The 25,906-nt window shown below is 62.2% G+C and carries 23 protein-coding genes and 3 tRNA genes; 14 read left to right on the top strand and 12 right to left on the bottom strand.

Features of this window, described 5'->3' with window-relative positions; translation table 11 throughout:
- Positions 1–62 precede the first annotated feature (62 nt).
- The 3 genes from pbpC to AC3CBN_RS12870 all read left to right on the top strand — a co-directional run bounded on the left by pbpC (position 63) and on the right by AC3CBN_RS12870 (position 4,148).
- Entirely contained in the window at positions 63–2,414 is a 2,352-nt protein-coding gene (pbpC, locus tag AC3CBN_RS12860) for a penicillin-binding protein 1C (protein ID WP_488633408.1), read from the top strand.
- Positions 2,415–2,505: 91 nt separating this feature from the next.
- The gene (locus AC3CBN_RS12865; protein WP_488633409.1) at positions 2,506–3,795 is read left to right on the top strand and encodes an NAD(P)/FAD-dependent oxidoreductase; all 1,290 of its coding nucleotides are present in this window, start codon (positions 2,506–2,508) and stop codon (positions 3,793–3,795) included.
- The gene (locus AC3CBN_RS12870) at positions 3,792–4,148 is read left to right on the top strand and encodes a tRNA-binding protein (RefSeq protein WP_488633410.1); all 357 of its coding nucleotides are present in this window, start codon (positions 3,792–3,794) and stop codon (positions 4,146–4,148) included. Before AC3CBN_RS12865 ends, AC3CBN_RS12870 begins: the two co-directional genes overlap by 4 nt.
- Here the strand turns inward: AC3CBN_RS12870 and AC3CBN_RS12875 are convergent, their stop codons facing one another.
- The gene (locus AC3CBN_RS12875; RefSeq protein WP_488633411.1) at positions 4,149–5,423 is read right to left on the bottom strand and encodes an MFS transporter; all 1,275 of its coding nucleotides are present in this window, start codon (positions 5,421–5,423) and stop codon (positions 4,149–4,151) included.
- Positions 5,424–5,493: 70 nt separating this feature from the next.
- Between AC3CBN_RS12875 and AC3CBN_RS12880 the strand changes: the two genes are divergently transcribed.
- Positions 5,494–6,105 (top strand): TetR/AcrR family transcriptional regulator, encoded by a 612-nt coding sequence (locus AC3CBN_RS12880; protein ID WP_488633412.1) that lies wholly within the window; start codon positions 5,494–5,496, stop codon positions 6,103–6,105.
- Positions 6,106–6,117: 12 nt separating this feature from the next.
- Here the strand turns inward: AC3CBN_RS12880 and AC3CBN_RS12885 are convergent, their stop codons facing one another.
- Both AC3CBN_RS12885 and AC3CBN_RS12890 read right to left on the bottom strand, forming a co-directional pair.
- Positions 6,118–7,065 carry an MBL fold metallo-hydrolase gene (locus tag AC3CBN_RS12885; RefSeq protein WP_488633413.1) on the bottom strand — a complete coding sequence of 316 codons (948 nt, stop codon included), beginning with the start codon at positions 7,063–7,065 and terminating at the stop codon, positions 6,118–6,120.
- An 81-nt stretch (positions 7,066–7,146) separates the two neighbouring features.
- Positions 7,147–7,848: a pirin family protein gene (locus AC3CBN_RS12890; protein WP_488633414.1), complete on the bottom strand. Its 702-nt coding sequence runs from the start codon at positions 7,846–7,848 to the stop codon at positions 7,147–7,149.
- 283 nt (positions 7,849–8,131) lie between these two features.
- Here AC3CBN_RS12890 and AC3CBN_RS12895 point away from each other — a divergent pair.
- The 5 genes from AC3CBN_RS12895 to AC3CBN_RS12915 all read left to right on the top strand — a co-directional run bounded on the left by AC3CBN_RS12895 (position 8,132) and on the right by AC3CBN_RS12915 (position 9,649).
- A tRNA-Gly gene (locus AC3CBN_RS12895) sits at positions 8,132–8,207 on the top strand.
- Between the two features lie 82 nt (positions 8,208–8,289).
- Positions 8,290–8,363: transfer RNA gene (locus AC3CBN_RS12900), tRNA-Cys, on the top strand.
- 102 nt (positions 8,364–8,465) lie between these two features.
- Positions 8,466–8,552, top strand: a tRNA-Leu gene (locus AC3CBN_RS12905).
- 46 nt (positions 8,553–8,598) lie between these two features.
- On the top strand, positions 8,599–8,844 hold the full coding sequence (locus AC3CBN_RS12910) for a hypothetical protein (protein ID WP_488633415.1): 246 nt from the start codon (positions 8,599–8,601) through the stop codon (positions 8,842–8,844).
- A 151-nt stretch (positions 8,845–8,995) separates the two neighbouring features.
- Positions 8,996–9,649: a response regulator gene (locus tag AC3CBN_RS12915; RefSeq protein WP_488636728.1), complete on the top strand. Its 654-nt coding sequence runs from the start codon at positions 8,996–8,998 to the stop codon at positions 9,647–9,649.
- Between the two features lie 81 nt (positions 9,650–9,730).
- Here the strand turns inward: AC3CBN_RS12915 and AC3CBN_RS12920 are convergent, their stop codons facing one another.
- Complete coding sequence (locus tag AC3CBN_RS12920; protein ID WP_488633416.1) at positions 9,731–12,826, bottom strand: Rne/Rng family ribonuclease; 3,096 nt, start codon at positions 12,824–12,826, stop codon at positions 9,731–9,733.
- 434 nt (positions 12,827–13,260) lie between these two features.
- Here AC3CBN_RS12920 and AC3CBN_RS12925 point away from each other — a divergent pair, with 434 nt between their 5' ends.
- A complete protein-coding gene (locus AC3CBN_RS12925) occupies positions 13,261–14,181 on the top strand; it encodes an RluA family pseudouridine synthase (RefSeq protein WP_488636729.1) in 921 nt (306 codons plus the stop codon).
- Here the strand turns inward: AC3CBN_RS12925 and AC3CBN_RS12930 are convergent.
- Positions 14,149–15,690 (bottom strand): CPBP family glutamic-type intramembrane protease, encoded by a 1,542-nt coding sequence (locus AC3CBN_RS12930; RefSeq protein ID WP_488633417.1) that lies wholly within the window; start codon positions 15,688–15,690, stop codon positions 14,149–14,151. The genes AC3CBN_RS12925 and AC3CBN_RS12930 overlap by 33 nt on opposite strands.
- The gene (locus AC3CBN_RS12935; protein WP_488633418.1) at positions 15,687–16,028 is read right to left on the bottom strand and encodes a 4a-hydroxytetrahydrobiopterin dehydratase; all 342 of its coding nucleotides are present in this window, start codon (positions 16,026–16,028) and stop codon (positions 15,687–15,689) included. The genes AC3CBN_RS12930 and AC3CBN_RS12935 overlap by 4 nt, the downstream gene beginning before the upstream one ends.
- A 138-nt stretch (positions 16,029–16,166) precedes the next feature.
- Here AC3CBN_RS12935 and AC3CBN_RS12940 point away from each other — a divergent pair, with 138 nt between their 5' ends.
- Entirely contained in the window at positions 16,167–16,775 is a 609-nt protein-coding gene (locus AC3CBN_RS12940) for an NfuA family Fe-S biogenesis protein (RefSeq protein WP_488633419.1), read from the top strand.
- Positions 16,776–16,850: 75 nt separating this feature from the next.
- Here AC3CBN_RS12940 and AC3CBN_RS12945 read toward each other — a convergent pair whose 3' ends face one another.
- Together AC3CBN_RS12945 and AC3CBN_RS12950 are read right to left on the bottom strand one after the other, a co-directional pair.
- Positions 16,851–17,204: a c-type cytochrome gene (locus tag AC3CBN_RS12945; protein WP_488633420.1), complete on the bottom strand. Its 354-nt coding sequence runs from the start codon at positions 17,202–17,204 to the stop codon at positions 16,851–16,853.
- 19 nt (positions 17,205–17,223) lie between these two features.
- On the bottom strand, positions 17,224–17,547 hold the full coding sequence (locus AC3CBN_RS12950; protein WP_488633421.1) for a c-type cytochrome: 324 nt from the start codon (positions 17,545–17,547) through the stop codon (positions 17,224–17,226).
- A 220-nt stretch (positions 17,548–17,767) separates the two neighbouring features.
- Between AC3CBN_RS12950 and AC3CBN_RS12955 the strand changes: the two genes are divergently transcribed.
- Entirely contained in the window at positions 17,768–18,889 is a 1,122-nt protein-coding gene (locus tag AC3CBN_RS12955) for a glycoside hydrolase family 18 protein (protein WP_488633422.1), read from the top strand.
- A 230-nt stretch (positions 18,890–19,119) separates the two neighbouring features.
- On the opposite strand, the gene AC3CBN_RS12960 is transcribed toward AC3CBN_RS12955, so the two are convergent.
- Both AC3CBN_RS12960 and AC3CBN_RS12965 read right to left on the bottom strand, forming a co-directional pair.
- On the bottom strand, positions 19,120–20,352 hold the full coding sequence (locus AC3CBN_RS12960) for a TraB/GumN family protein (RefSeq protein ID WP_488633423.1): 1,233 nt from the start codon (positions 20,350–20,352) through the stop codon (positions 19,120–19,122).
- Positions 20,353–20,437: 85 nt separating this feature from the next.
- Complete coding sequence (locus AC3CBN_RS12965) at positions 20,438–21,328, bottom strand: carbon-nitrogen hydrolase (protein ID WP_488633424.1); 891 nt, start codon at positions 21,326–21,328, stop codon at positions 20,438–20,440.
- A gap of 132 nt (positions 21,329–21,460) precedes the next feature.
- On the opposite strand from AC3CBN_RS12965, the gene AC3CBN_RS12970 reads away from it, so the two are divergent.
- Positions 21,461–22,015: a hypothetical protein gene (locus tag AC3CBN_RS12970; RefSeq protein ID WP_488633425.1), complete on the top strand. Its 555-nt coding sequence runs from the start codon at positions 21,461–21,463 to the stop codon at positions 22,013–22,015.
- 259 nt (positions 22,016–22,274) lie between these two features.
- Here the strand turns inward: AC3CBN_RS12970 and AC3CBN_RS12975 are convergent, their stop codons facing one another.
- On the bottom strand, positions 22,275–23,309 hold the full coding sequence (locus AC3CBN_RS12975; protein ID WP_488633426.1) for an agmatine deiminase family protein: 1,035 nt from the start codon (positions 23,307–23,309) through the stop codon (positions 22,275–22,277).
- Positions 23,310–23,456: 147 nt separating this feature from the next.
- Complete coding sequence (locus tag AC3CBN_RS12980; protein WP_488636730.1) at positions 23,457–23,798, bottom strand: hypothetical protein; 342 nt, start codon at positions 23,796–23,798, stop codon at positions 23,457–23,459.
- Between the two features lie 195 nt (positions 23,799–23,993).
- Between AC3CBN_RS12980 and AC3CBN_RS12985 the strand changes: the two genes are divergently transcribed.
- Entirely contained in the window at positions 23,994–25,904 is a 1,911-nt protein-coding gene (locus AC3CBN_RS12985; protein ID WP_488633427.1) for an ABC-F family ATP-binding cassette domain-containing protein, read from the top strand.
- Positions 25,905–25,906: the final 2 nt, after the last annotated feature.

A 25,906-nucleotide genomic window follows, 5' to 3' on the forward strand; every position in this document is an offset into this window, starting at 1 on the left:
CGCGCCGACACCGCCACCGCATGACCTCGCCATCACCCATCACCCATTGCGTCCGCGCTCTCATGCGCTGGCTCTATCGTTGGCAGAACTGGCTGGTGGGATTGGCGCTGGTGACTGCGGTGCTGGCAGGTTTTCGCCTGTGGCCGCATCGGCCACTGCGCGACTGGTTGCCTTCGTCCACCGCGGTGTATGACGCGCACGGTCACCTGCTGCGATTGACTTTGGCCAGCGATGATCGCTATCGGCTGTGGGTGCCGCTCAAGGACATTTCGCCATCGTTGGTCGAGGGTGTGCTGCTGCACGAAGACCGTTGGTATCGCTGGCATCCGGGTTTCAACCCGTATGGTTTGGCGCGCGGTGCCTGGGTCACCTATGTGAGTCATGGCAACCGCCAGGGCGGATCCACCATCACCATGCAGCTGGCGCGGCTGCTCTGGCGGCTCAATACGCGTACGCCGCTCGGCAAATTGCGCCAGGTGGCTCATGCCGTGCAGCTGGAGCTGTTCTATTCGAAGGACCAGATACTGGAGGCCTATCTCAACGATGCGCCTTACGGCCGCAACGTGGAGGGTGTCGGTGCAGCCAGCTTGGCTTACTTCGACAAGCCTGCCGTTGCGCTCAGCTTGCCGGAAGCGCTGACGCTGGCGGTGATTCCGCAGGATCCATCCAGACGACTGCAGGCAAGCATCGATGCGGTGGACGTGATCGGCGCTCGATTGAGTGCATCGCGCAACCGGCTCTACGGGCGCTGGAAGATCCGTCATCCGCAGGATGCCTCGTTGCAGCCGTTGTTCGCGTTGCCGTTGCGTCTGCGTCCGCTCTCGCAACTACCGTTCGAAGCGCCGCATGCGGTGGACCAGGTGCTGGCGTTGCGGCGCATGGAATCCAAGAGTGAGGACAGTCGCGTCATCACCACGCTGGATATGGATATGCAGCATGTGCTGGAGCGCCAGGTCGGTCGGTATATCGAGCGCAACGAAGGGCGGGGCATTCGCAACGCGGCGGCCATCCTCGTCGACACCCGGGACATGGGAGTGAAGGCGCTGGTGGGCTCGGCCAACTACGGCAACGCGGATATCCAGGGCCAAGTGAATGGCACGTTGGCCAAGCGTTCGCCAGGTTCGACTCTCAAGCCTTTCATCTATGGCCTGGGTTTTGACCAGGGCGTACTACATCCACAGACGGTGCTGCGCGATGTTCCTACGGCGTTCGGTCCCTACACGCCAGAGAACTTCGACGGTCATTTCCTCGGGCCGGTCACCGCGACCGAGGCGCTCGTGCGTAGCCGCAACATCCCTGCGGTGTGGGTGGCCTCGCAACTTCAGCAGCCGACCTTCTACCAGTTCCTTCGCGATGCCGGCATCAGCCGCATGGCCAGTGAGAAGCACTATGGTCTTGCCCTGGTGCTCGGCGGTGGCGAAGTGACCATGCAGGAGCTAGCCGGCCTGTATGCCATGCTCGCCAATCGCGGCGAGCTTCGTCCGTTGCGTCTGCTCGTGGGCGATCCACCAACGTCCGGCACCCGCGTGCTCAGTGACGAGGCGAGCTTCATGGTGATGGACATGTTGCGGCAAAATCCTCGCCCCGACGAAACCACCGGCGCGCAGCCCAGTCGTCTTCCGGCGTACTGGAAAACGGGTACGTCGTGGGGATTCCGCGATGCCTGGACCGCCGGCAGCTTCGGTCCCTATGTGCTCGTCGTGTGGGTGGGCAATTTCGACGGAAGCAGCAACCAGGCATTCGTCGGCGCGGAAGCGGCGGCACCACTGTTTTTCCAGATCGTCGATGCCTTACGGGCCGCCCAACCGCAGATGAGCGAACCGCTGCGACACATGCCGGCCCACTTGCGGCGCGTGGAAATCTGCCTGGCCAGTGGCGATCTGCCCAACCAGTGGTGTCCCCAGCGCGGCATGACGTGGTTCATTCCGGGCAAGTCGCCGATCAGAGTCAGCCAGGTGCATAGGCCGGTGGTGATCGACGATGCAACGGGTCAGCCGGCCTGCCCACCTTATGTGGGCAAGCGCACCCATAGAGAGATCTACGAATTCTGGCCGTCGGAATTACAGCGCGTTTTCGTGCAGGCCGGCATTCCGCGCCGCACGCCGCCACGCAACGATGCCTGTAGCGACACCGGTATCGATGGCGAGCCGCCGGCCATCACGTCCCCGTTGCGCGGCAGCATTTATGCGATGCGCCTGAAACGGACAGGGGACGATCGCATCGCTTTCAGCGCGAATGCCGACGCCTCGGTGCGCGAGATGTACTGGTTCGTCAACGATGCTTATGTCGGGCGCAGTACACCGGGTGAATCGATGTTCTGGCAACCCACGGCCGCGGGCAACTACGAAATTCGCGTGGTGGACGATCGTGGCCGCAGTGATGTGCGGCCATTAGGCGTCAGCCTGGTCGAATAGGTGCGTGCCCTGCCAATCGTCATGCCCCGGGGATGCGAGCGGGCTGCGCTAGACTTGCCTATCTTCACCGAGAGACGTGTACGCACATCGCATGACCCCGTCACCGGCATCCTCCTACTATCGCGCTACCGCAACGCCCTATGCGCCGTACGCCCCGTTACAGGGAAAGACGGACGCACGTGTGGTCATCATCGGCGGTGGCTTTGCAGGCTTGCATACCGCTCTTGGCCTCGCCGAGCGGGGTGTCCGCGACGTCGTATTGCTGGAACGCGAACAGGTGGGGTTTGGCGCTTCCGGTCGCAACGGCGGTTTCGTCTTCGCGGGCTATTCGTTGGGCGAGCAAACATTGCTCGATCAGCGAGGCGAAGGCGCCGCCCAGGCGTTGTTTCGCCTGACGACGGATGCAGTGGAACGCATTCGACGATTGGTAACGCGTTACGACATTCCATGCGACGCGGTGGATGAAGGCGTGATCTGGGCCAATTGGTTCCGCGATCCCCGCGTGCTGCGCCAGCGCCAGGAGTTGCTGGCAAAGCACTATGGCGTGACATGGGAATGGTTGCCACAGGACGCGCTGCGCGAGCGTGTCCGCACGCAGCGATATTTCGATGGCCTGTACGAACGCAATGCGCTGCACCTGCATCCGCTGAACCTGGCGATCGGGCTTGCCGGTGCCGCCGCGGCGCAAGGCGTACGCATTCACGAAAATACGGATGCATGGCAGTTGCGGCGCGATGGCTTGCGCTGGCGCATCGAAACAGCGCAGGGCGCGGTGCATGCGGACCAGGTGGTGCTTGCCTGTGGCGGCTATCTTGCAGGCCTGCGTCGGAAAGTAGACCGGGCGATCCTGCCGATTGCCACCTACGTGATGGTGACCGAGCCACTAGGTGACCGTCTTGCCGAATGCCTGCGTACACGTTCGGCCGTCTATGACACACGCTTTGCGTTCGACTACTACCGACCCTTGTCGGACACCCGGTTGTTATGGGGCGGGCGCATCTCCATCCGCGATCGCTCGCCGCGAGCCGTACAGCACTTGCTCGTGCAGGATCTTCTACGCGTTTTCCCACAGCTCAAAGGCACGCGAATCGACCATGCCTGGTCGGGCCTGATGAGCTATGCACGCCACCAGATGCCGCAGATCGGCAGCAGTGGCGACGGCGTGTGGTGGGCGCAGGCATTCGGCGGACATGGATTGGCGCCAACGTGTGCGGCCGGAGAACTGCTGGCGTCAGCACTGTCGGAAGGCGACGATCGCTGGAAGCAGTTTGCGGACTATGGCCTGGCGCGCACTTATCGCCCCTTCGGCTACTTGGGTGCGCAAGCCAGCTACTGGTGCGAACAAAGCAAGGACTGGTTCAAGACGAGGTTGGAAGGATGAGCGAGACGAATGCCGTGATGCCCACGGAAATCAGCTGGGCTGATTTCGAGAAGGTCTGCCTGGTCGCCGGCACGGTGACGCGCGTGGAAGCATTCCCTGAAGCACGCAAGCCTGCATGGAAAGTCTGGGTAGACTTCGGCCCCTACGGCGAGAAGAAGACCAGCGCACAAATCGCCCATCTCTATCGCGCGGAAGACCTGCTGGGCCGACAGATCGTGGGCGTCATCAACTTTCCCGAGAAACAGATCGGCCCGTTCCGCTCGCAGTTTCTGCTGACCGGGTTTCCAACTGATGAGGGCGTCGTGATTACCGCCATCGAGCGCCCGGTGCCGAACGGTACAAGGCTGGCGTGATCAACCCGCAGCCACCGCCGGCCATGCCTGCGGACGTCGCCGTATGACCAGCGCAAGTCCGGCGGCGATCAGGCCGCTGATGCCAGCCACCAGGAACGGCTGCAGGTAGCTACCATCCTGCGAGCGCAGAAAGCCGGCGAAGAAAGCCGCACTGGCCGCACCGATTTGGTGACCGGCAGCCACCCAGCCGAACACCACCGGCGCATCGCGGTCGCCGAAGGCCTCGGTGGCCAGACGCAGCGTGGGAGGTACCGTTGCGATCCAGTCCAGCCCATAGAACACACCAAACAGCGACAGGCTGGAAAGCGAGAAATCGGAATAGGGCAGCCAGATCAGCGATAGCCCGCGAAGGCCGTAATACATAAATAGCAACTTGCGTGGGTCGTAGCGGTCGGTGAGCCAGCCGGACAGCGTGGTGCCTATCAGGTCGAATGCGCCCATCATCGCCATCAGGCCCGCGGCGCGCACCTCGGGAATGCCATGGTCGCCGCACATCGCGATGAAGTGCGTGCCGATCAACCCGTTGGTGGTGAAGCCGCAGATGAAGAAAGTGGCGAACAGGAACCAGAACGTGCGCTGTTTCGTCGCCGTCACCAGCGTACCCAGCGCAATGGCCAGGAGGTTGCGGCGCGGCGGCTCGATCGCTTCCTCTCCGGTTGCGCCATAGGGGCGTAACCCGATGTCGGCCGGTCGCTCAGGCAGCAGCCACCAAGCGAGCGGTATCAGCAGGGCACAACCCGTTGCCACCGTCCACACCACCGGTCGCCAGCCACCGTGTTCGGCAAGAGCCGCCAGCGCGGGCAGGAAAGCGAGCGTGCCGGTGGCGGTGCTGGCGGTAAGCAGCCCCATCATCAAACCGCGATGGCTGACGAACCAGCGGTTGACCACCGTGGCGCCCAGCACGATGGCTACGCAGCCCGATCCGATCCCAGAGAAGATGCCCCAGGTCACCATCAGGTGCCAAGGCTGTGTCATCCATGCGCTCGCCGAGATCGACACGGCCATCAACGCCAGCGCACCGATCAGCGTGCGACGGATGCCGGCCGCCTGCATCAACGCGGCTGCGAACGGACCGACCATGCCATACAGGAGGATGCCCAGCGCTGCCGACAGCGAAATGGTGTCGCGACTCCAGCCAAAGGCCTTACCCAACGGAAGGATCAACACGCCCGGCGCCGCACGTACGCCGGCGGCGGCGAGTAGCGCGAGAAAGATCACGCCGGCAACGACAAAGGCATACTTCTGGCCGAAAGGGCGAGTGCGGAGTATAGTCATGTTACCGATCGGTACGTTGGATGGACGGATCATACGTACCGATCGGTAACATCGTCAACTATATTCTGCCATGCCGACCAAACGCCCAACCTCATCCACACCCGACGTGACGCCGGAAAGCAAGCCACGAGCGGCCGAGCGCATTCGGCGCACCGCGCGTGAGCTGTTCTATCGCGAAGGCATCCGCGCCATCGGCGTCGAGGAAATTGTCAGCCAGGCCGGTGTCACCAAGCCGAGCCTCTACCGCAGTTATGCCTCCAAGGATGAATTGGCGGCGGAGTATCTGCGCGATTACGAGGTCGCGTTCTGGAAGGTATTCGAAGCGGGCTCGGAAACGCGCCCCGACGATGCGAGAGCTCAGTTGATGTCTTATCTGCAAGGCCTGGTCCATCGGGCTACGCAGCCTGGGTATCGTGGCTGCGGATTGACCAACGCCGTCGTGGAATATCCCGGCGACGACCATCCAGCGCGCAAGGTAGCGCAGACACACAAACGCAAGCTGCGTGCGCGGCTCGTGGTGATGTGCGATGCGATGGGAGCCAAGTCACCTGACGTGTTGGCCGACGGCTTGCTGCTGTTGCTGGAGGGTACTTATGCCTCCGGGCAGTTGTTTGGCAAGCAGGGCCCCGCACGCTCGCTGGTTGCCGTGGCTGAGCAGCTCATCGACGCATCCATGGGCTGAGCCTTTTGTTCGTCAGGGGCCGCGTCGCTGCGTGTTATCCAGCCAGACGCCAAGGCCTTGCGCGTTGAGTTCGATATCCATGCCAAGGATCTCCAGCAATTCGGCGCGGCTGCCTTGCCATTCATGTGCATGGGCTCGCGTCGCATAAAGTTCGGTCAGCGCCGCTTTCATCACCTCATGCCGTTGCATGGCATCGTCATTGCTTTGCTGGGCCGTTTGCGCGATGTGCACCATGGCGTCGATCTGCGTATGCAGGTCGCGAGCGAGCCGCTCAACGTCGGTGACGCGGTCGTAGTGGGTGAGATACATCGCTTCTGGCTTCAGGGCCAGCAGTCGATCGATCGATGCGTGCAAGGCCTGCGGATCAAATTGTACCGGCGACGTGGTGGGCAGGATGAAAGGCCCGTTGGCCGTGTCGAACTCGCGATACGAAAGCCCAAACGTGTCACCGGTAAAACAGACGTTGGCGCGCTCGTCGTACACAGTGAGGTGGTGGCGTGCGTGGCCCGGCGTTTCCAGGCAGCGCAGCGCGCGCCCTGCAAGATTCACCGTATGGCCGTCCGGTGCTTCGACCACGCGCTCGCCAGAAATCGGCTTCAGTTTTCCATACGTCCTTTCCATGACGGACTCACCGTACACAGCACTGGCTCCAGCCCACAGTTGGCTGGGATCGATCATGTGTCGAGCGCCGCGCGGGTGCACCACCAACTTCGCATTCGGCAACTGCGAGATCAGTTCGCCTGCGCCACCGGCGTGGTCCAGGTGCACATGGGTGAGGATCAACCAGTCGACATCGGCAGGCGCCAGGCCCGCACTGCGCAATGCATCGAGCATGTGCGGAACAGCATGATTGGTGCCGCAGTCGATAAAGGCGCCGCGTGCGTTTTCCACTACAAGATAGGCTGCATCGAAATGCGGACGCACGAATCCCGTATCGATCGTATGAATGCCGTGGCTCATTGCTAACCTCGTGTTGGGTCAATCACACGAGGTTAGCAAGCCGTGCGCAGTGGATCACTCCCACCTTGGTCGAGCGATCGATCAAGGTGATGCGTCGACCAATACCAGCTCGGCATCTTCGAGCGCGGTCACGGTGAATGTCGGCTCATTGCGAATGGCCGCGCCATCGCGCTCATCGAGCTTCACACCGTTGATTTCCACCTTGCCCTTCGACGTCACCAGGTATGCGAAGCGATCAGGACCGAGTTCGTATTCAGCCTTCTCTCCCGCCTTGAGCGTGGCGCCGAGTACGCGAGCGTCCGTGCGCAAGGGCAGGGCATCGGCATCATCCTTGGAGCCGCTAGCCAGTGCGACGAAACGGCCCGACCGATCGCCCACGGGGAATGGCTTGGTTCCCCACGATGGTGGATTGCCCTGCTGGTTGGGAATAATCCAGATCTGGAAGATGCGCGTAGTGCCCGATTCCAAGTTGTATTCGGCATGCGTGATGCCGGTGCCGGCGCTCATCACCTGCACGTCGCCCGCCACGGTGCGCCCCTTGTTGCCGAGGTTATCCTGATGCGTGATCGCGCCCTCGCGCACATACGTGATGATCTCCATGTCGCCATGGGGATGCGGTGGAAATCCGGTCTGCGGCGCGATGGTGTCGTCATTCCACACACGCAGTGCACCCCAGCCCATGCGTGAGCCGTCGTAGTAGTTGGCAAACGAAAAGTGGTGCTTGGCGTCAAGCCAGCCATGATTGGCTCCACCTAGGGTTTCGAAAGGTCGACGTTCGATCATGTTGCACTCCTAGAAAATTGGCTGCGCCAGAATGGCCTTCCGCAAAGATAGGGCAGAGTGCCGCCGATACCAGTCATCCCCCGACGAACGGACTGTTGCCCAAAAGCTCATGTGTGAGGTTATCCAGGGACCGCGATGAACCTGTGAAAACTCGGGCGCGGTACGCGTGTGAGTCACGGGGTTGGCGGTCGCGCGCGGTCATTCGCGTGAAGCCACAAACAGAAAAAAACCAGGGTAGGCTCTTCACAAATGCCACGGTTCTGTTACTATTTCTGACTCTGATGCGGGAATAGCTCAGTTGGTAGAGCACGACCTTGCCAAGGTCGGGGTCGCGAGTTCGAGTCTCGTTTCCCGCTCCAGTTTTCAGCAAAGCCTCGGACTGCCGGGGTTTTGTTTTTTCGGCGAATGGTGACGTTTTTCGCGTTACGATTTGCACGCAATGGCCTGGTGGCAGAGTGGTCATGCAGCGGCCTGCAAAGCCGCGTACGCCGGTTCGATTCCGACCCAGGCCTCCATTGCGCACCAAAACTAGCCCGCCCTTAGGCGGGTTTTTTATGGCCGCCGCCCACCGCGGGCAGTCCAAGGCGCATGCTAGGATGCGCAGCCCTCCGCAACAGGCCCGGATGGCGAAACTGGTAGACGCAAGGGACTTAAAATCCCTCAGCCGCAAGGCTATGCGGGTTCGACCCCCGCTCCGGGCACCACTGCTGCAAAGAGCTTTCAGGACGTTGGAAGCATCCGGGGAAAGTCATGAGCGTCGTGAGATTCCTGGGCCCCTTCGAAGATCGTGTCGCGGCTGAGCTTCCCGAGGGCTACGTTGTGGGTATCCGCGTGGGCGATTGCGTGATTGCCTACGGTGCTCTCGTCAGCGGTGTGCTCAGGCGCACGGGGGAGCAGCAGTGGTCAGATGGCATTGGTAGCTCCATGACTGTTCTGGTTGAGGATTTCGACCTCGATAGCGCGCAGCTGAGGAACTGGTCAACAGGTGTGGAGTAAAGGGAAAGGCACGCCTCCGGAACGTGTTGTAAGGGAACATCACACCATCCCGTAGGCTGGCATGGATGATGCGTTCCTGATGCCCTTCAAGCGCTTGCATAAAGCGGTATCGCAGCCTATGTTCGCCTCATCAACCCAAGGAGGGTGTCTGGTGATCAAGGTAGTCTTGATTGACGATCACGAACTGGTGCGCACGGGATTCAGGATGATCCTGCAGCAGCAGCCGGACGTACAAATCTGTGGCGAGGCGGGGACGGCGGAAGAAGGGCTGCGGCTCATCCGATCGAAGGCACCCGACATCGCGCTGGTCGACGTGCATATGCCCGGCATGAGCGGCATTGAGCTGACAGAGCGCGTGGCGCGCTCCAAACTTCCGACCCACATCATCATCGTGACCGTAGTGGACGATGCTCGTTTTCCTAAGCGTCTTCTCGATGCGGGCGCGTTGGGCTATCTCACCAAGGGCTGTACCGCCGACGAGCTGCTGGAAGCGGTGCGTCAGGTGGCTTATGGCCGCCGTTACCTGGCACCGGCCGTAGCGCAGCAATTGGCGTTGGCGACGCTGGATGGCGAAGGTTCGCCATTTGACGCGCTTTCCAGCCGCGAACTCGAAGTGGCGATGATGCTAGTGCGTGGCAAAGCACTCACCATGATTGGTGAGCAGCTAAATCTCAGCCCCAAGACTGTTTCCACCTACAAGCAGCGTCTCATGGAGAAGCTGCAGGTGGACCACGTCATCAGCCTGGCGCATCTCATGACTATCCACGGGCTGCTCGACACGCACAACAATCAGGTAGGCAACTGAAAACGGCGGATTGCCGAGCAGGGCCCACAAAAAAAGCCGGACGAGAGTCCGGCTTTTTTTGTGGGTGAGGAAAGCCTGGCATCAACCGTGCGATGCGTCTTTCTTTACGGCGTCGGCATTTTCATCGACTGCCGTTTCCTCGGCCAGAGGCGAAGCCGCCGGCGACACCGGATGCTCGGTGTGGGCAAGCAAGTCACCCTGAGTCGGCATCACAGGAGTCGCGGACTGCGTTGCCTCCGGTTCTTCAGGTTGGACTTCCACGAGTTCCGGGGTTGTCTGAGGCGCGAATGGCGAAGCGGACTCCACTTGCGGCGACGTCTCCAGATGCGCGCGGAAATCGATGGTCGTGCTGGCCGCAACGTGCACGGGCTCGGCGGCGGCCTGGTCGCTTTCCGGTGCGTGCGTGGTGCTGGCGGCGACGTCAGCAGTCATCGAGGCAGGTGCCGGCGTTTCCTGGTCACCAAGCACAGCCGTGTCATGAATCGCTACGAATTCGGCTTGGCTAATCGACGCGACAGTGGCCTCTACCTTGACGACTTCCGTTTCGCTTTCAGCCACGGACATCTCAGGAATGGGCGGCAGCGTCGGCAGGTTGAAAGAGGCGGGTGCTACAGCGCTCAGCACGTGCTCTGGAGCCCGTTCCGTCTTTGCAGGTGTAGACGTTTCCGCCGCCACAGGCTGGCTTGACTGCTCTCCTTGCTCGGCAATTGAGCGCGTCGCTACAGCACTGGCAGCGACGGCAATAATGCTTGTCGTCACGGAATGGGGTACGCCAGCGGACGAAGCCCCTTCGCTGCGATCCTCATCGTCCAGATCGAGATGTTCGTCAGCATCCTGCGGCTGCTCATCGTTAACTTGCGTAGCGTCGTCATGACGGCGGCGGCGGCGGCCACCACGACGTCCACGGCGACGGCGCGACTGGCCGCCCTCAGCTTCCGGCGTGGAATTAGCGGCTTCGGCAGTTACCACGGCATCAACAACCGTCTGCTGGACGGTCGTCGGCTCCTCGATCGTTTCGGCGGGCAGGCTGGCCGCCAGGCGTTCAATCGGTTGCGCGGCTTGAACAGGCTGGACCGCCTCGGCGGCCGGCTGCGCAGTCTGGGCAGGGCGGGGTTGGCGCTGCTCCTGACGGGGCTGCTGTTGCGGCTGCTTGCGCTCACTCTGTGACTGGGTGGCCTCCGACTTCGCTTGCTGCTGGCGCGGCTCCTGCTGCTTGGTGGGTTGCCCCTCCTGGGACTGGCGCTGCTGCGATGGTTCGTTACCGCGCTGGCGGTTGCCCTTGGCCTGCTGCTGGCCCTTCTGGCCCTTCTGCTGAGGCTGCTCGCGGCGCGCCTGCTGGCGATTGCCCTGCTGCGCGCCCTGGGCCTGACGACCACGCTCGTCGCGGCGATTGCCACGGGTGTTGGCAGGCGCGGTTTCAGTCTTGGCGGCCGGGGTTGGCGCGACAGGAGCCGCACTTCCTCGGAACCAGCCGAGCAGGCGCGAAATCACACCACCGCTCGGTGCAAGAGTCGGTGCGGGTTGACGCGCTGGCTGGATTTGCGGGGCGGGGGCGTCGGCTTCCTCACGGACAGGAGCCGGGGTGGAGGGCACGATGCCACTGACAGCCGGCTGTTCGCTGCTGCCCAGCATCTGGCCCATCTTCGGCACCGTGGACGCCTCGACCGCGGTGAGACGCTCGTAGCTTGGCTTGCTGTGCTCGCCCATGTCCGCTTCGCGAATGCGCTGGATCTCGATGTGCGGCGTCTCGAGCTTGTCGTCGGCCACGATCACCACGTGCACCTTGTTGCGCAGCTCTATCTCAACCACGCTGGCGCGCTTCTCGTTGAGCATGAAGTTGGCAACGGTCGGCGGCGCCTGGACCAGCACCTGACCGGTGTTGTCCTTCATGGCGTGCTCTTCGATCAGTCGCAGCGTCGACAGCGCCAGGGACTCCACGCCACGAATATGGCCATGGCCTTCGCAGCGCGGGCAAACGATCTGGGTGGCTTCGCCCAGGCTCGGGCGCAGGCGCTGGCGCGACATCTCCAGCAGGCCAAAGCGCGAGATGCGACCGATTTGCACGCGGGCGCGGTCCACCTTCAGCGAGTCCTTGAGGCGCTCTTCCACCTCGCGCTGATGCTTGGGGCTGTCCATGTCGATGAAGTCGATGACAATCAGGCCGCCGGCGTCGCGGATGCGCAGTTGGCGGGCGATCTCCACCGCTGCTTCGCAGTTGGTGTTGAACGCCGTTTCCTCGATGTCGCTGCCCTTGGTCGCCTTCGACGAGTTGATGTCGATCGCGGTCAGCGCTTCGGTCTGGTCGATGACGATGGAACCACCCGACGGCAGTCGTACCTGGCGGTCGAACGCGCTTTCGATCTGCGTCTCGATCTGATAACGCGAGAACAGTGGGGTGTCGTCACGGTACAGCTTGAGCTTGCGCAGGGCCGTTGGCATGACCTGCTGAACGAACTCACGCGCGTCGTTGTACAGCGACTCCTCGTCGATGAGGATCTCGCCGATGTCATTGCGCAGGTAGTCGCGCAGGGCGCGGATAAACAGCTTCGATTCCTGGTAGATCAGGAACGGGGCCTTCTGGGAGCCTGCGGCGGTGGAGATCGACCGCCACAACTGCAACAGGTAGTCGAGATCCCACTGCAGCTCTTCGGCGTCGCGGCCCATGCCGGCGGTACGCACGATCAGGCCGACATCGTCGGGCACCGTGAGGTGTTCCAGTGCTTCCTTGAGGGCCTGGCGATCCTCACCCTCGATCCGGCGCGAGACGCCCCCGGCCTTCGGGTTGTTGGGCATCAGCACCATGTAGCGGCCAGCCAGGCTGATGAACGTGGTCAGGGCGGCGCCTTTGTTGCCGCGCTCTTCCTTCTCCACCTGCACGACCACTTCCTGACCTTCCTTGAGGAGGTCACGGATGTTGGACTTGTTGGGATCCAGGCCCTGAGTGAAGTACTCGCGGGCGATTTCCTTCAGCGGGAGAAAGCCGTGGCGTTCGGCGCCGTAGTCGACGAAACAGGCTTCGAGAGAGGGTTCAACGCGAGTGATGCGGCCCTTGTAGATATTGGCCTTTTTTTGTTCGCGGGAAGGGATTTCGATGTCGAGATCGTAAAGGGTCTGGCCATCGACGATGGCCACACGCAACTCTTCACGCTGAGTTGCGTTGATCAGCATACGTTTCATTGTAATTTTTCCTCAGCTTGCCGCGCGTCGCGTGCCGCGGTGGCGCCGTCACTTCGGCGGCCTGCCGGGGATCGCGCCGCTGCGGTTAAGCGGCAACATGACGGTACCGTTTCCGGTGCCGGGATGATTCGTGGCAATGCGCCCGTCGCCCCGGAACCCCATGGAACCGGACAAACGACAACCCAAACCGTTACGATGAAAGGGAGCAGCGACCGGCTGCCATACAGGCGACCGGCGCTATCCTCGCCGACGTCACGGGCGGGCGCCCCGATTCCATTCCGAACTTCGGCAGGACGGGACGTGGCGCTGGCCGAGTATCCTATTTCGCTAGGTTTTTTTCAATGCAGACGGCAACTTCCCCCGACGCACCTCACGGTGTGCGTCAAGTCGAGATTGGCCCGGAGAGGGACGGTCAGCGTATCGATAATGCGCTCATGACCCTCCTCAAGGGGGTGCCCAAGAGCATGATCTACCGCCTCCTGCGTACGGGGCAGGTAAGGGTGAATGGCAAGCGGGCGAAGCCGGACACGCGTCTCGCGGCTGGCGATACGCTGCGTATCCCACCCGTACGAACCGCCGAGAAGGAAGTCACCAAGGGGCCTGCACCAGGCTTGGTCTCAGCAGTGACTGAGTCGATTATTTTCGAGGACAAACACTTCCTGGCGATCGACAAGCCGGCCGGTATCGCCAGTCATGGCGGCAGCGGGGTTAGCCACGGCGCGATCGAGTTGCTACGCGCAGCCCGACCGACCGAGCATGTGGAACTGGTGCACCGACTCGACCGCGATACCAGCGGCGTGCTGGTGTTCGCCAAGACCCGCGCCGGCTTGACGGGTCTGCAGGCGGCGATCCGCGAGGGCAGCGTGACCAAGCAATACCTCTGCCTGATGGTTGGGCATCCGTCGAAAGCAAAGTTCAGCGTTAACGCGCCGCTGCTCAAGTCGGTGCTCCAGGGCGGAGAACGCATGGTAAGAGTGTCCGATAACGGTAAGCCATCGCTCACTTTTTTCCAGGAGGCGGAGCAGTATCCGGCTGCCCGTCTGATGCAGGCGACGCTGGGCACCGGGCGTACCCATCAGATTCGCGTGCACGCTGCCCATATCGGTCACCCACTGGCGGGTGATCCGAAGTACGGCGACAAGGAAATGAACAAGAAATTCAAGGATCTAGGGCTGCAGCGGATGTTTCTGCACGCATCCCACATGAGCTTTGAGCTGGATGGGCGGGCGTACAGCTTTTCAGCACCGTTGCCGGATGACCTGAAGGAATTCCTGGATGTGCTTGCCGTGAAAGGGAAAAGGATTCGTCGCGTGCAGGAATATCTACAGGAAAAAGCGCGCACTGACCTCAAGTGAGCGCAAGAAGTGGCCAGCCAGGCCACTTTCGACCAGCAGCGCACAGGTGGCGTGCGCAACGGCAATGGGTATCAGCCGGGGCGAACGCATGAAGCACCACGCCCACCACAGCTCAGCCAGCAGGCATAGCTGCATCAATGAACCGTTGGGTGTGTGGAGCAGGCCAAACAGACCGGCCGTAATGAGAATGACGGCGGGCGCCGGCAGATGGGTGTGCCGTAGCCGGCCCATCACGATGGCCAGCATGGCCCACTGTTGAAGCAGGGCCCAGCCAAAGTAGGCCAGGATGTGCCTTGGGTCGAGATGGATCAGGCCATGCCCGTCCAACATCATCATGACGGCGGCGACCGGCAGTGGCACCAAAGGCCAGAGCCAATCTGCGGGGCGGCGGCCCAGCCATGACCACGACACCGGGCGTCGCCGCCATTCCGCTGTGCCGCCATAAACCAGAGCGGCGAAGAACGCCATGACACCAGGCACCGATACCTGTGGTCCCCAGCGCAGCCCCGCTATCAGCCACAACGGGCCGGCGGCGATGGCCGCCACTTCGATCCAGGGTCGAATGACGCCCGGCCGCTGGCGCAAGCTGAGAAATAGCAGCCAGATCAGGTAAAGCGCGCAAACGCCCCAGTCGAGCCATCGCGGCATGGTGTTTATTGCGGTGGCGGTAAGCGGCTCGCCAAATGGCGCAATCACTGCCCCAGGCCATCGACGCCGTATCTGGTCGCGAAGATGGAGCAGCTGTTCGGCGGACGATCTGGCAGGCAGACGCACCAGTGGGGCCGGATCGTGGCCATGATCGAGCGGCCGGATGGGGGTTCCCCTCAAATCACCGGAGAAACTCTCGGACAGTTGGATATCCGCTGTGTTCGCCCCGATGCGGGCGGGTAGTGGTGTGGGTTGAATGGCGACGAGCGCGGCGTCGCTGATTTGCAAGGTTGCCCGGGCCGGCAGTCGTGGCTGCAATCGCAACATGTACGAGACCACACCCGGTGGCTCGCAGGTTTCGCCTGTCGATGTTCGCCATTTTGCGGTACGTAGATCGATCGACAGCTCTTCGACTTCAGGGGCGAGTCGCGCAGCTTCCGCAGCGATGCAGGCCTCGCTCTGCTCATCGACCTGATAGCTCAGTCCCAGTGAGCCGATCGCACCACTACGAAGGTGCAGCCGCAGCAGTGGCCAATGCGTCATATCCACGGGGCCGTTCAGCGGCAAGCCGAGTTCGAAGGGAGTGCCATCCCGGCTCACCACCTGAAGTCCATCCTTGGTGGAGGCCAAGTCGGCCACGCCAAACACGCGCCCGGCAACGAGATCGGAGGGTTCGCGCAATTGCCATTGCCATAGCGGCTGCTGGCCGTACAGCGAGGTCAGATCGCGTTGGGCCTGATGGAGCAGTTGCCCGCGCGTAACCCAGGCCGACAGGGCAGCCATGAGCCAAAGCAGCACCGCCACGGCCAGCAAGAAGCCGGTCGTGGCGACAAGGCGCTGCGTGGCGCGTGTCGTGCTCAACGCTCGAGCAAGGCCTCGACGCGCGCGGCGCAGATGAAGTCGTTCAGCGACAAGCCGCCCACGTCATGCGTCGACCACAACACCTGGCAGTGGCCGTAGCCTGCTTCAAGGTCGGGGTGATGATCTTCCTGGTTGGCCATGAAACCCACCGCATTGATGAAGCCCAGCGTGTGGTGGAAGTCGCGGAACTTGAAGTCCTTCACGATGGCAATGCTGCTGTCGGTGACACGCCAGCCTGGCAGCAAAGCGAGCAGTTCGGTGACCTTGGCCGTATCCAGCGCGTGTTCCTTGCCCTTGCGGGGCGTGCAGTGCTGATTTGCGAGTTGGCTGAGGCTCATGGCGAATCGTCTCGTACGGAAGAAAGAAGGGAAGCGTCGAAGCTCGGCGCGTAAAAGTCAAAACCGGGCAGCGGCATCAAAATAGGACTAAAATGGTGCTGTATTTCCGGCAGAGCCGGAATTTCAGTTGGAGTAGACATGATCGAGATTTCAGAACGCGCACAGCAGCACTTCCTGAAACTGCTTTCCCAACAGGGCATCGACGGGTTGAGCATCCGCGTGCGCGTGATTTCGCCGGGCACGCCGGCGGCCAACTGCGAGTTGGAGTTTGCCGAGCCGGACGAGTTGACCGGTCAGGAATGGACCATCGTTTGTGACGGTTTCGATTTCCACGTGGATGGCGACAGCGCCTCGTGGCTGGAAGGCGCGAGCATCGATTTCGAGCCGAACGCGACGGGCGGCCAGCTCAATATCCGTGCGCCGCGCATCAAGGGCGAGATTCCGGGGCAGGAGGCAGGCCTGATTGAGCGCGTGCGCTATGTGCTGGAAGCCGAAGTCAATCCGAAAATCGCCTCGCATGGCGGTCGCGTGAGCTTGCTCGAAGTAGATGCCAACGGCGTAGTCGTGCTGCAGTTTGGCGGTGGCTGCCATGGTTGCGGCATGGTGGATGTCACGCTGAAGCACGGCGTGGAGAAAACCTTGCGCGAACGCGTGCCGGAGATCACCGAGGTGCGCGACGCCACCGATCACACTGGTGGAAGTAATCCGTACTACAAAAAGCATGAAGGGCAGTCGGCACTCGGCTGAGCTGTCGCCTTTTGGACGTCCAAAAGAAAAGGCCCGCTCGAAGCGGGCCTTTTGCGTGCATAAGCGAAAGAATGCTTACTTGTCGCCCTGGATATGACCGTTCACGGTGTCGAGCTTGGTCGGCAGACTCGAGAAGTAGGCGGCGACGTCTTCGATGTCCTGCTCGGACAACGTGGCGACGAAGCCCTTCATGATCGGGTTGTTGCGCTGACCATTCTTGTACTCGTGCAGGGCCTGCTGGATGTACATGTTGTACTGGCCGGCCAGGCGCGGGTATTGCGGGTCGACTGAGTTGCCATCGGTGCCGTGGCAGGCAAAACAGGTAGCGGCCTTCTGCTTCCCGTTCTCGATGCTTTCGGCGGCCAGCAGCTGGGCGGAGGCGAACGCCAGGACGGCGCCGAATGAAAGCAGGATAAGTGCACGTTTCATGCGGATCATGGTCCTTGGCTTACTTGGCGAGGCTGGAGAGGTAGGCGGCAATGTCTTCGATGTCCTTGTCGGACAAACTCTGCGCCTGTGCCGTCATCGTCGGATGGCTGCGCTCACCACTCTTGTAGCCGTGCAGCGCATTGACGATGTATTGCTGATTCTGGCCGGCGATGCGCGGCACTGGGTAGTTCGGATACGCATTGGAGTAACCAGGTACACCATGGCAGCCGTTGCACGTGTAGATCAACTTGCGTCCGGCAGCCTTGTCGCCCTCGGCGTGCACGCTGGCAGTGGCGAAGAAAGCTGCGGCCACGGTCAGGCCAAGCAATTGCAGTCGAGTCATCAAGATCGTCCCCACGATTCCGGCTGGTACATGGTGAAAAGTCGCGAAAGTATAGTGGTTGCGTTCACGAACGGACAACATGTCGCAAGCCACTGATTCTTATCAATGCGAGGCTCCAGAATAGTCACCGGCGTTTGTGCAGAGCCTGGCCACGCCATCAACCAAACAGGGGAATGGCATGACAGGGAGGCTTGGAATGAAGGCGAAAGGCCGATGCGGAATGTCCGCCGTGATGCGGCAGGCGCTGATTTTTGGGCTCGCTTTGTGTACGACCGCCGCCTGGGCATCGCCCCCTGCGACAGATTACCGCATCGTGGGCTATGTCATGGACGCCGCGCCGCTGCCCCATGTGAGCGCGGATAAGCTGAATGTCATCAACTACGCGTTCGCCCAGCTCGATCCAAAGGGTAACGTCATTTTCCCCAGCCCCATCGTGGACCAGACGCTGGCCACCCTCGTGGGCCTGCGCAAGACCCGCCCCAATCTCAAGGTCATCGTGTCGATCGGCGGCTGGGGCGCGGACTATTTTTCCGACGTGGCGCTCTCCGAGGCCACGCGCCTGCGCATGGCCGACAGCGTGGTGGCGTTGATCGAGAAGCATGACGTCGACGGTATCGATCTCGATTGGGAGTATCCAACGCTGGCCGGTGCAGGTATCAGCCACCGGCCCGAGGACAAGCGCAACTTCAGCCTGCTGCTGGAAACCCTGCGCTCTCGCCTCGACAAGCTCGGTGCGGCGCACGCCGGGCGTCACTACGTGTTGACTATCGCGGCAGCGGACAGCGAGTTTGTTGCGGGCATCGAGCCTGAGCGTGTGTCGCGCTCGCTCGACTGGATCAACCTTATGACTTACGACTTCCACAATAGCCTCACGCCCACCACGGGTCATCACGCGGGCCTGCATCTATCGGCGGTGGCGCCAGTGGATGACCGTGCGGGTGACAAGGCGGTGGAGCAGTTTCTGGCAGCCGGCGTGCCTGCGAAGAAGCTCAACCTGGGCGCGGCGTTCTATGGGCGTGCCTTCACCGGTGTCGATCCCGCACATGACGGCTTGCAGCAAAAGTACGCCAAATACGTGGGCGACCCGTCATGGCGCGAGCTGGTGGCCGAGGACATCGACAAGAATGGTTATGTGCGTCACTGGGATGCGCAGGCGCAGGCGCCGTATTTGTGGAATGCCAAGACGCGGACCTTCATCAGCTATGAGGACCCACAGTCGCTGCGCGCGAAGGCTGCCTTCGTGAAGGCGAAGGGTCTGGGCGGGGTGATGTATTGGGAGCACGGGTTGGACAGCAACGAGCAGCTGCTCGATGTACTGCATCAGGCACTCAGCTCGCCCTGATGATGTGGGGGGCATGATCCCCCGACTCTCAGCGTGCATGGGTGGTAAGGCGCTGGATCCCAGCGCTCGCTGGGATGACGTGACTTAAGGATCAATGTTGCAAGGGTTGCCGCAAATGACTGGCAACGTGAGCCCGAGCCGGTTCACGATCCCCGACGGCTCGTCATCCCAGCGAACGCTGGGATCCAGCGCCTTCGGGCCTTTCCGTCATAGAAAGAGCCCGATACCACTTAGAACAAGCTCTTGAAGATATGAATACCGGCGGTGTACTCGCCGATAATGGTGCCGAAGCTCACCAGGAAGAAGTTGAGCAGGGTGCGGGCGACGCGGTTGGACCACCAGCCGCGCCAGTGGCCGATGTCGTCACGCAGTGTTTCGAAGTCGGCCACACGCGGTCGCCGTACCCAGGCTTCCACCATCGCGCTGATACCGCCAGACGGTATGCCTGGACGGAATGGCTTGATCGGTGCGGCGACGAAAGCGGCGAGCACGCTCAGCGGATGGCCCCCGGCGATGATCGCCCCCACCGCTGCAAAGCCGCCGGTAAATAGAATCCAGTCGCGCAGGGCCGCTGTACCCAACGACGTATTGCGATGGAAAGCGAAAGCGATAGCGGCGAACACTGCCAGCACCAGCACAACGGCCACCCACTTGGGCCAGCGCGCCTTCGGTGGCGCGGCGGCGAGCACCGCCGCTTCGGCGGTTGGGTCGCCCTGCTGCGTACGCAGCTTTTCGCACAAACCCTTGAGGTGACCTGCGCCGATTACCACCAGCACGCGGCGACCTTCGCCGAAGCTGGCCTGCGCTGCTTGCTCACGCAGGCGCGCCCCCATGTAGGCGTCGCGCTCGGCGATCAGGCTGCGATAGAGCGGAGCGGAGTTGGCGGCAAATTCACCGAATGCGCTCTCCAGCATGTCGCCTTGCTTGAGCTTTTCGATCTCGGTTTCTTCGATCGCCTGGCGCTCGAACACGCTGGCAATCAGGCCACCGAGCAGGCCGAAACGCTGCCAGAAGCCCACGCCATGCCAGGCGCGTCGCAGCGTGATGCCGACTTCACGATCGACCAGCCACACCGGCACCGCGCGCTGCTCGGCACCATCCATCGCAGCCTTCATTTCGGCGCCCGGCTGGATGCCGTACTGCTCGGCAAGGCGCTTCTGGAACGATGAGAGCACGAGGCTGGCGGCGACCATGCCGGCCTTGCCCTGGCGGATCACCTGGAACAGATCCATCTGCTTGAACGCATCGGGATCGCGCATGCCCTGGGCACGGCTATCGCACAATTCCACCGCGACGGCATCGAAGTGCTCGTGCGCCAGCAGTGCCTCCACCGCTTCCACGCTGGTGCGCGAGACGTGTGCTGTGCCCAACACCACATACTTCACGCCGTCGCGCGTGACGCGTTCGATGGGCTGGTCGCGCAGCACGGGCGGCAGGGAATCGGCGATATCAGTCAGGGTCATGCGTGGCGTCGATGTGGCAGGGTCAGGATTCTGCATGGGGATGGCCGGGGCGCGGCACAAGCCGCGCAGGCGGAAGTCATGGGTGTCAGTCGCGAAAGCGCTTGAGCAAATCGCCGTACGCATCGATGCGACGATCACGCAGGAAAGGCCAGATGCGGCGCACATGTTCGCTGCGCGCCATGTCCACCTCGACAACCAGCAGTTCGCGACCATCCGTGCCGGCCTGCGCCAGGAATTCGCCCTGGGGCCCGGCGACGAAGCTGGTGCCCCAGAACTGGATACCGTTGCCCACGCCGGCGACATCGGCCTCGAAACCGGTGCGGTTGCACGACAGCAGCGGCAGGCCATTGGCCACCGCATGGCCGCGCTGCACGGTTACCCAGGCCTCGCGCTGGCGGTCCTTTTCGGCCTGATCATCCTTCGGATCCCAGCCAATGGCTGTGGGATACAGCAGCAGATCGGCGCCAGCCAGCGCCATCAGGCGGGCGGCTTCCGGATACCACTGGTCCCAGCACACCAGCACGCCGAGGCGGCCCACCGAGGTGTCGATGGGATCGAAGCCCAGGTCGCCCGGCGTGAAGTAGAACTTCTCGTAGAACGCCGGGTCGTCAGGGATGTGCATCTTGCGATACTTGCCGGCGATCGCCGCGGAACGATCGAACACCACCGCGGTGTTGTGATACAGCCCAGTGGCACGCTTCTCGAACAGGGAGGCGATGATCACCAGCTTGAGTTCCTCCGCCAGCTTGCCGATGCGCGCGGTGCTGTGGCCGGGAATGGTCTCAGCCAGATCGAACTCATCCACCGACTCGCGCTGGCAGAAATACGGGCCGTTATGCAGCTCCTGCAGCAGCACCAGTTCAACGCCCTTGGCAGCGGCCTCGCGCAGGCCCGCTTCGATGGCATCGAGGTTGGCGTCGCGGCTGCCGCGGTCAGTTTCCTGCAGCAGGGCGACTTTGAGGGTCTTGCGGGTCATGAGCGTAATTCCTCAACATGAACTGTCTGTCGAGACAGATCGGACAGTTTAACGGATGCGAATCGCCGGAGTGGGTGCATATGCGTTCGGTGCCGCTTTATCAATGGATTGGCTGTCATATGGGGACGCCGGATGGTTGTTCGAGCTGCAGTGCTGCTCTTCTTTACCTTGATTATTGCCGGCTGCAGCAAAGCCTCCTCCGAGGTCTACCCGGATCGGGCGTTGCCGTTTCTTAGCCACATCAGAGGCCGCGGTGTCACGGCTGATGGCCACGCCGTCACTATCGACGCCTGGTTTCTATTTCCCCGTTTACTCAAGAACTCGCCGCCGGGGCAGCTGTGGCCACAAGAATCCGAGGAGGAGCCGGACTCGGCCGCTTGGGAAGGTGTGCGATATCCGGGGTTGGGGCCGGGTATTGCTCGCGATGTGGGGCCAGAGGACGTCAGCCTCTTACTCCGTGCCCGCTTGGGTTGGAGCCTGGGAAAATGCATTGGCCATGCCATGCAGGAGTATCCGGAGTTCACCGATCAGGCCTGCGCGACGCCAGGTGCAAGCAACGCATTCTGGTTTCGCGGCTACGACGGACAATTCGTTGAGAACAGATGTGCTACTCAAGACCAGTTCACAGCGAGTTGCGATGCAGGGCATCACGGTGACGTATATAGCGGCGGTACGCCCCCGGATTGAATCCGTTGCCTTCGATCGGGCCATCACGGGCTATGTGCGCGATCACACCCTATGCGTGACATGGATCGATGAAAAAGGCAGCCGACGCGTGTTCGACGGTCGGGTCGAACATAGTGGTCCCGGTTGCGATGACATTGCGCAAATCATGCGCAACCTGTCGGCACACAGAGAACCCATGGCGCCGTAGTTGGTGGCAATCAGTCTTGCGATGCGCAACGACATCGCCATGACCGGCGATGTCGCAACAGGGCACTGTGGTTCAGACGATACCGGCCGGCAATTGCATGGTGATGCAGTGCAGGCTGCCGTTCTGCCAGATCAGCGGGCGGCAGGGCACCTGCACGATTTCGCGGCCCGGATGGGCCTCGCCGATGATGCGTGCGGCCTCGTCATCAACCGTATCGCCATAAGCGGGCACCAGTACGGCGCCGTTGACGATCAGGTAGTTTGCATAGGACGCCGCGAGCCTGCGGCCTTCGTCCACAATCGGCCGTGCCCAGGGCAGGGGATAAAGCTGGTACGGACGGCCATCGGGTGTACGCAATGCGGCCAGTTCCTCGCCCATGCGCTTGAGTTCGCCGTAGTGCGGATCGCTGGCATCGTCACAGGCCTGATAGACAATGCGGTCGCCGGGCGCGAAGCGCGCCAGCGTGTCGATATGCGCATCAGTATCATCGCCTTCGAGATAGCCGTAATCCAGCCACAGCACACGCTTGGCGTGCAGGCTGTTGCTGAGGATCGCACTCATCTCCTCGCGCGATTGCTCGGGATGACGCTGGACCAGGCAGCGCCACGTGGTCAGCACAGTGCCCACGCCGTCACTCTCGATGCCACCGCCTTCCAGCGCCCAATCAATGCGCTTGTGTGCGGCCTTGCCGAACACACCCTCATGGACCAGGCCGGCGATCAGTGCGTCGTCCTGCTCGGCGCCGAACTTGCCACCCCAGCCCGTGAAGCGGAAATCGGTGAGCTGGAAGCTGCCGTCATCGGTCTTGAGCGAGATCGGCCCCGAGTCGCGCAGCCAGGTGTCGTCATACGGGAGTTCGACGAAACGGATCATGGAAAGATCGACGCCCTCGCCGGTAAGCAGTGCCTGCGCGCGCAGGCGCAGCTCGTTGCTGGCCACCACGATGATCAGCGGCTGGAAGCGGGTGACGGCGGCGGCCAGTGCCACGTAGGTGGTCTCCACATCCGCCAGTCGGTCGGCCCAGTCGGTGTCGGCGTGCGGCCAGGCGATAAGTACGGCCGATTGCGGCTCCCATTCCGCCGGTAAGCGCAGGCTAGGGTCAGTCATCGTTAGAGAGTCTCTTGCATCGAGGATGGCAGCGGCCGCCGTGGGCAGGCTGCGAAAGTTGCGAAGTGTAAACGATGCGCCATGACAGCACGGAAACGACAACGCGGCCCGTGTTGCCACGGGCCGCGTTGTCGGGTGTTCAATCGATCAGTTGACCGACGCCGGGTTGGTGTTGTTGCCGGCTGGTGTGTTGAGCACGGAATGGATCACGTGGCTCTGTTCGAAGTACACGATGAAATTGGCGTAATCCCAGCGATTGATCACCGGATGCTTGGTGCTATCGCCACCGCGCGGGTTGAGCTTGCGCTGTGGGGCGCCGTATTTCTTTTCGACCTGGTCCATGCTCATGCCTCGCGTAGGCAGATCCATGCCTTGTTCCTGCTGTACGCGATTGATGAGCACGTCTTCCGCGTGAGCCGGAGCGGGCGCGGATGCGCCGGCGGCTGCCAGCAGCACGATCATGGACAGGCTGATGCCGAACTTGCTGATTCCGTACTTGTTCACGGGTCCCCTCTCCGCGCAAGGCGTTGCCGCGTTGTTGTAACAGAACTGCTGGGGGCAATCCACGTGAATCTGCGGCGAATGCGATGGGGTGGGCATTAGAAACCGTGATCAAGCCCCGAGGACCGCTATCATGGCCGGCTGCGGGCGGCAGCACGCCCGGTCCGGATAAGCTCTTTAGCCATGATTTCCTTTCGTCATTTCGCCCTACGCCGAGGCAGCCGGCTGCTGCTATCCGACATCGACCTGGTGATCCAGAGCGGTTGGCGCCTGGGTGTGGTGGGCCGCAACGGCTGCGGCAAATCCAGCCTGTTCGCGGCCCTGCAGGGCAAGGTGGACGCCGATGCCGGCGACCTGGACCTGCCAGCGAAGCTGCGTATGGCCTCGGTGGCGCAGGAAACCCCCGCGCTGCCGGACCCCGCCATCGAATACGTGATGGGAGGCGATGAGGAGCTGGCTGCCGCCCTGCGTGACGAGCTGGACGCCGACGCGCGTGGCGATACCGAGGCGATGGCCAAGGCACACCATCGCATCGAGGAACTGAACGGTTATGACGCGCGTGCCCGCGCGGGTCGCCTGCTGCATGGCCTGGGCTTTGCTCCGGAAACGCATGAGACGCCGGTGAAGGAATTTTCCGGTGGCTGGCGTGTGCGCTTGAATCTGGCGCGGGCGCTGATGTCGCCGTCGGAGCTGCTGCTGCTCGACGAGCCGACCAACCATCTCGACCTGGATGCCGTGCTATGGCTGGAAGAATGGCTGCGCCGCTACCAGGGCACGCTGCTGGTGATCTCGCACGATCGTGAGTTCCTCGATGGCGTCATCACCCACACACTGCATCTCAACGATGGTGGCGCCAAGCTCTACACCGGCAACTACAGTGCGTTCGAGCGCCTGCGCGCCGAACAGCTGCGCCAGCAGCAGATCGCACATGAGCGCGAGCAGGCCGAGCGTGCGCATCTGCAATCGTTCGTGGATCGCTTCAAGGCCAAGGCAAGCAAGGCCAAGCAAGCGCAGTCGCGTGTAAAGCGATTGGAGAAGCTGGCCGGCACGGAAGCCGTACGTGCAGAAAGGCAGTTCCGCTTCCAGTTTGGCGTGCCGGATCGGTTGCCTGATTCCATGCTGCAGTTGGAAGAAGTGACGGCCGGTTATCCGGGCGAGGGCGACGAGCCGCCCACGAAGATCCTGCACGACGTGCGCTTTCGTCTCGAAGCGGGCGAACGGCTAGGCCTGCTGGGCCCCAACGGCGCCGGTAAGTCCACGCTGGTGAGGACTCTGGTAGGTGAGCTCGACCCGCTGGGCGGCGAACGCAAGGCGCACAAGGATCTGAAGATCGGTTACTTCGCCCAGCACACCGTTGAAAGCCTGCGCGAAGGTGCCTCGCCATTTGAGCACCTGCAGGACAAGGCACCGGGTGTCGGGGCGCAGGCGATTCGCGATTTTCTGGGTACCTGGAATTTCGCGGGCGATCGCGCATTCGAATCCGTTGATGGATTCTCCGGCGGCGAACGTGCGCGTCTCGCGCTGGCGCTGATCGCGTGGGACAAACCCAACCTGCTGCTGCTCGACGAGCCTACCAACCATCTGGACCTCGACATGCGCGAGGCGCTGGCTGATGCATTGGCCGATTTCGACGGTGCGCTGGTGCTCGTGTCGCATGATCGCCACCTGCTGGGCCTGGTTTGCGACAGCTTCTGGCGCGTGGCCGACGGTGTTGTCGAAAGTTTCGATGGTGACCTGGACGACTACGCGCGGTGGCTGCGCAGCCGCAGTGGTGCGAACAAGAAGGCCAAGAAATTGGCGGCCGAAGCCAAGCCGGTAGTGCCGGTGGAATCGCCGGATGAGCGCCGCCGTCGCGTAGCGGCGCAGCGCGATAACGAAAAAGCAGCGCGTCAGCGCGTCAAGAAGATCGAGACGCGTGTAGCGACTATCGAGAGCGAGCTGGTAACGCTGGAATCGAAACTTGCCGATCCTGCGATCTATAACGACTCCACCGCGGAAATGATGCGTCTGGGACAGCGCCAGACCGAATTGCGGCGTGAGAAGGAAACGCTGGAAGGCGAGTGGCTCGCACTTTACGAACAGCTAGAGGCATGAGG

It is taken from the genome of Dyella sp. OK584 (genome assembly GCF_057787755.1).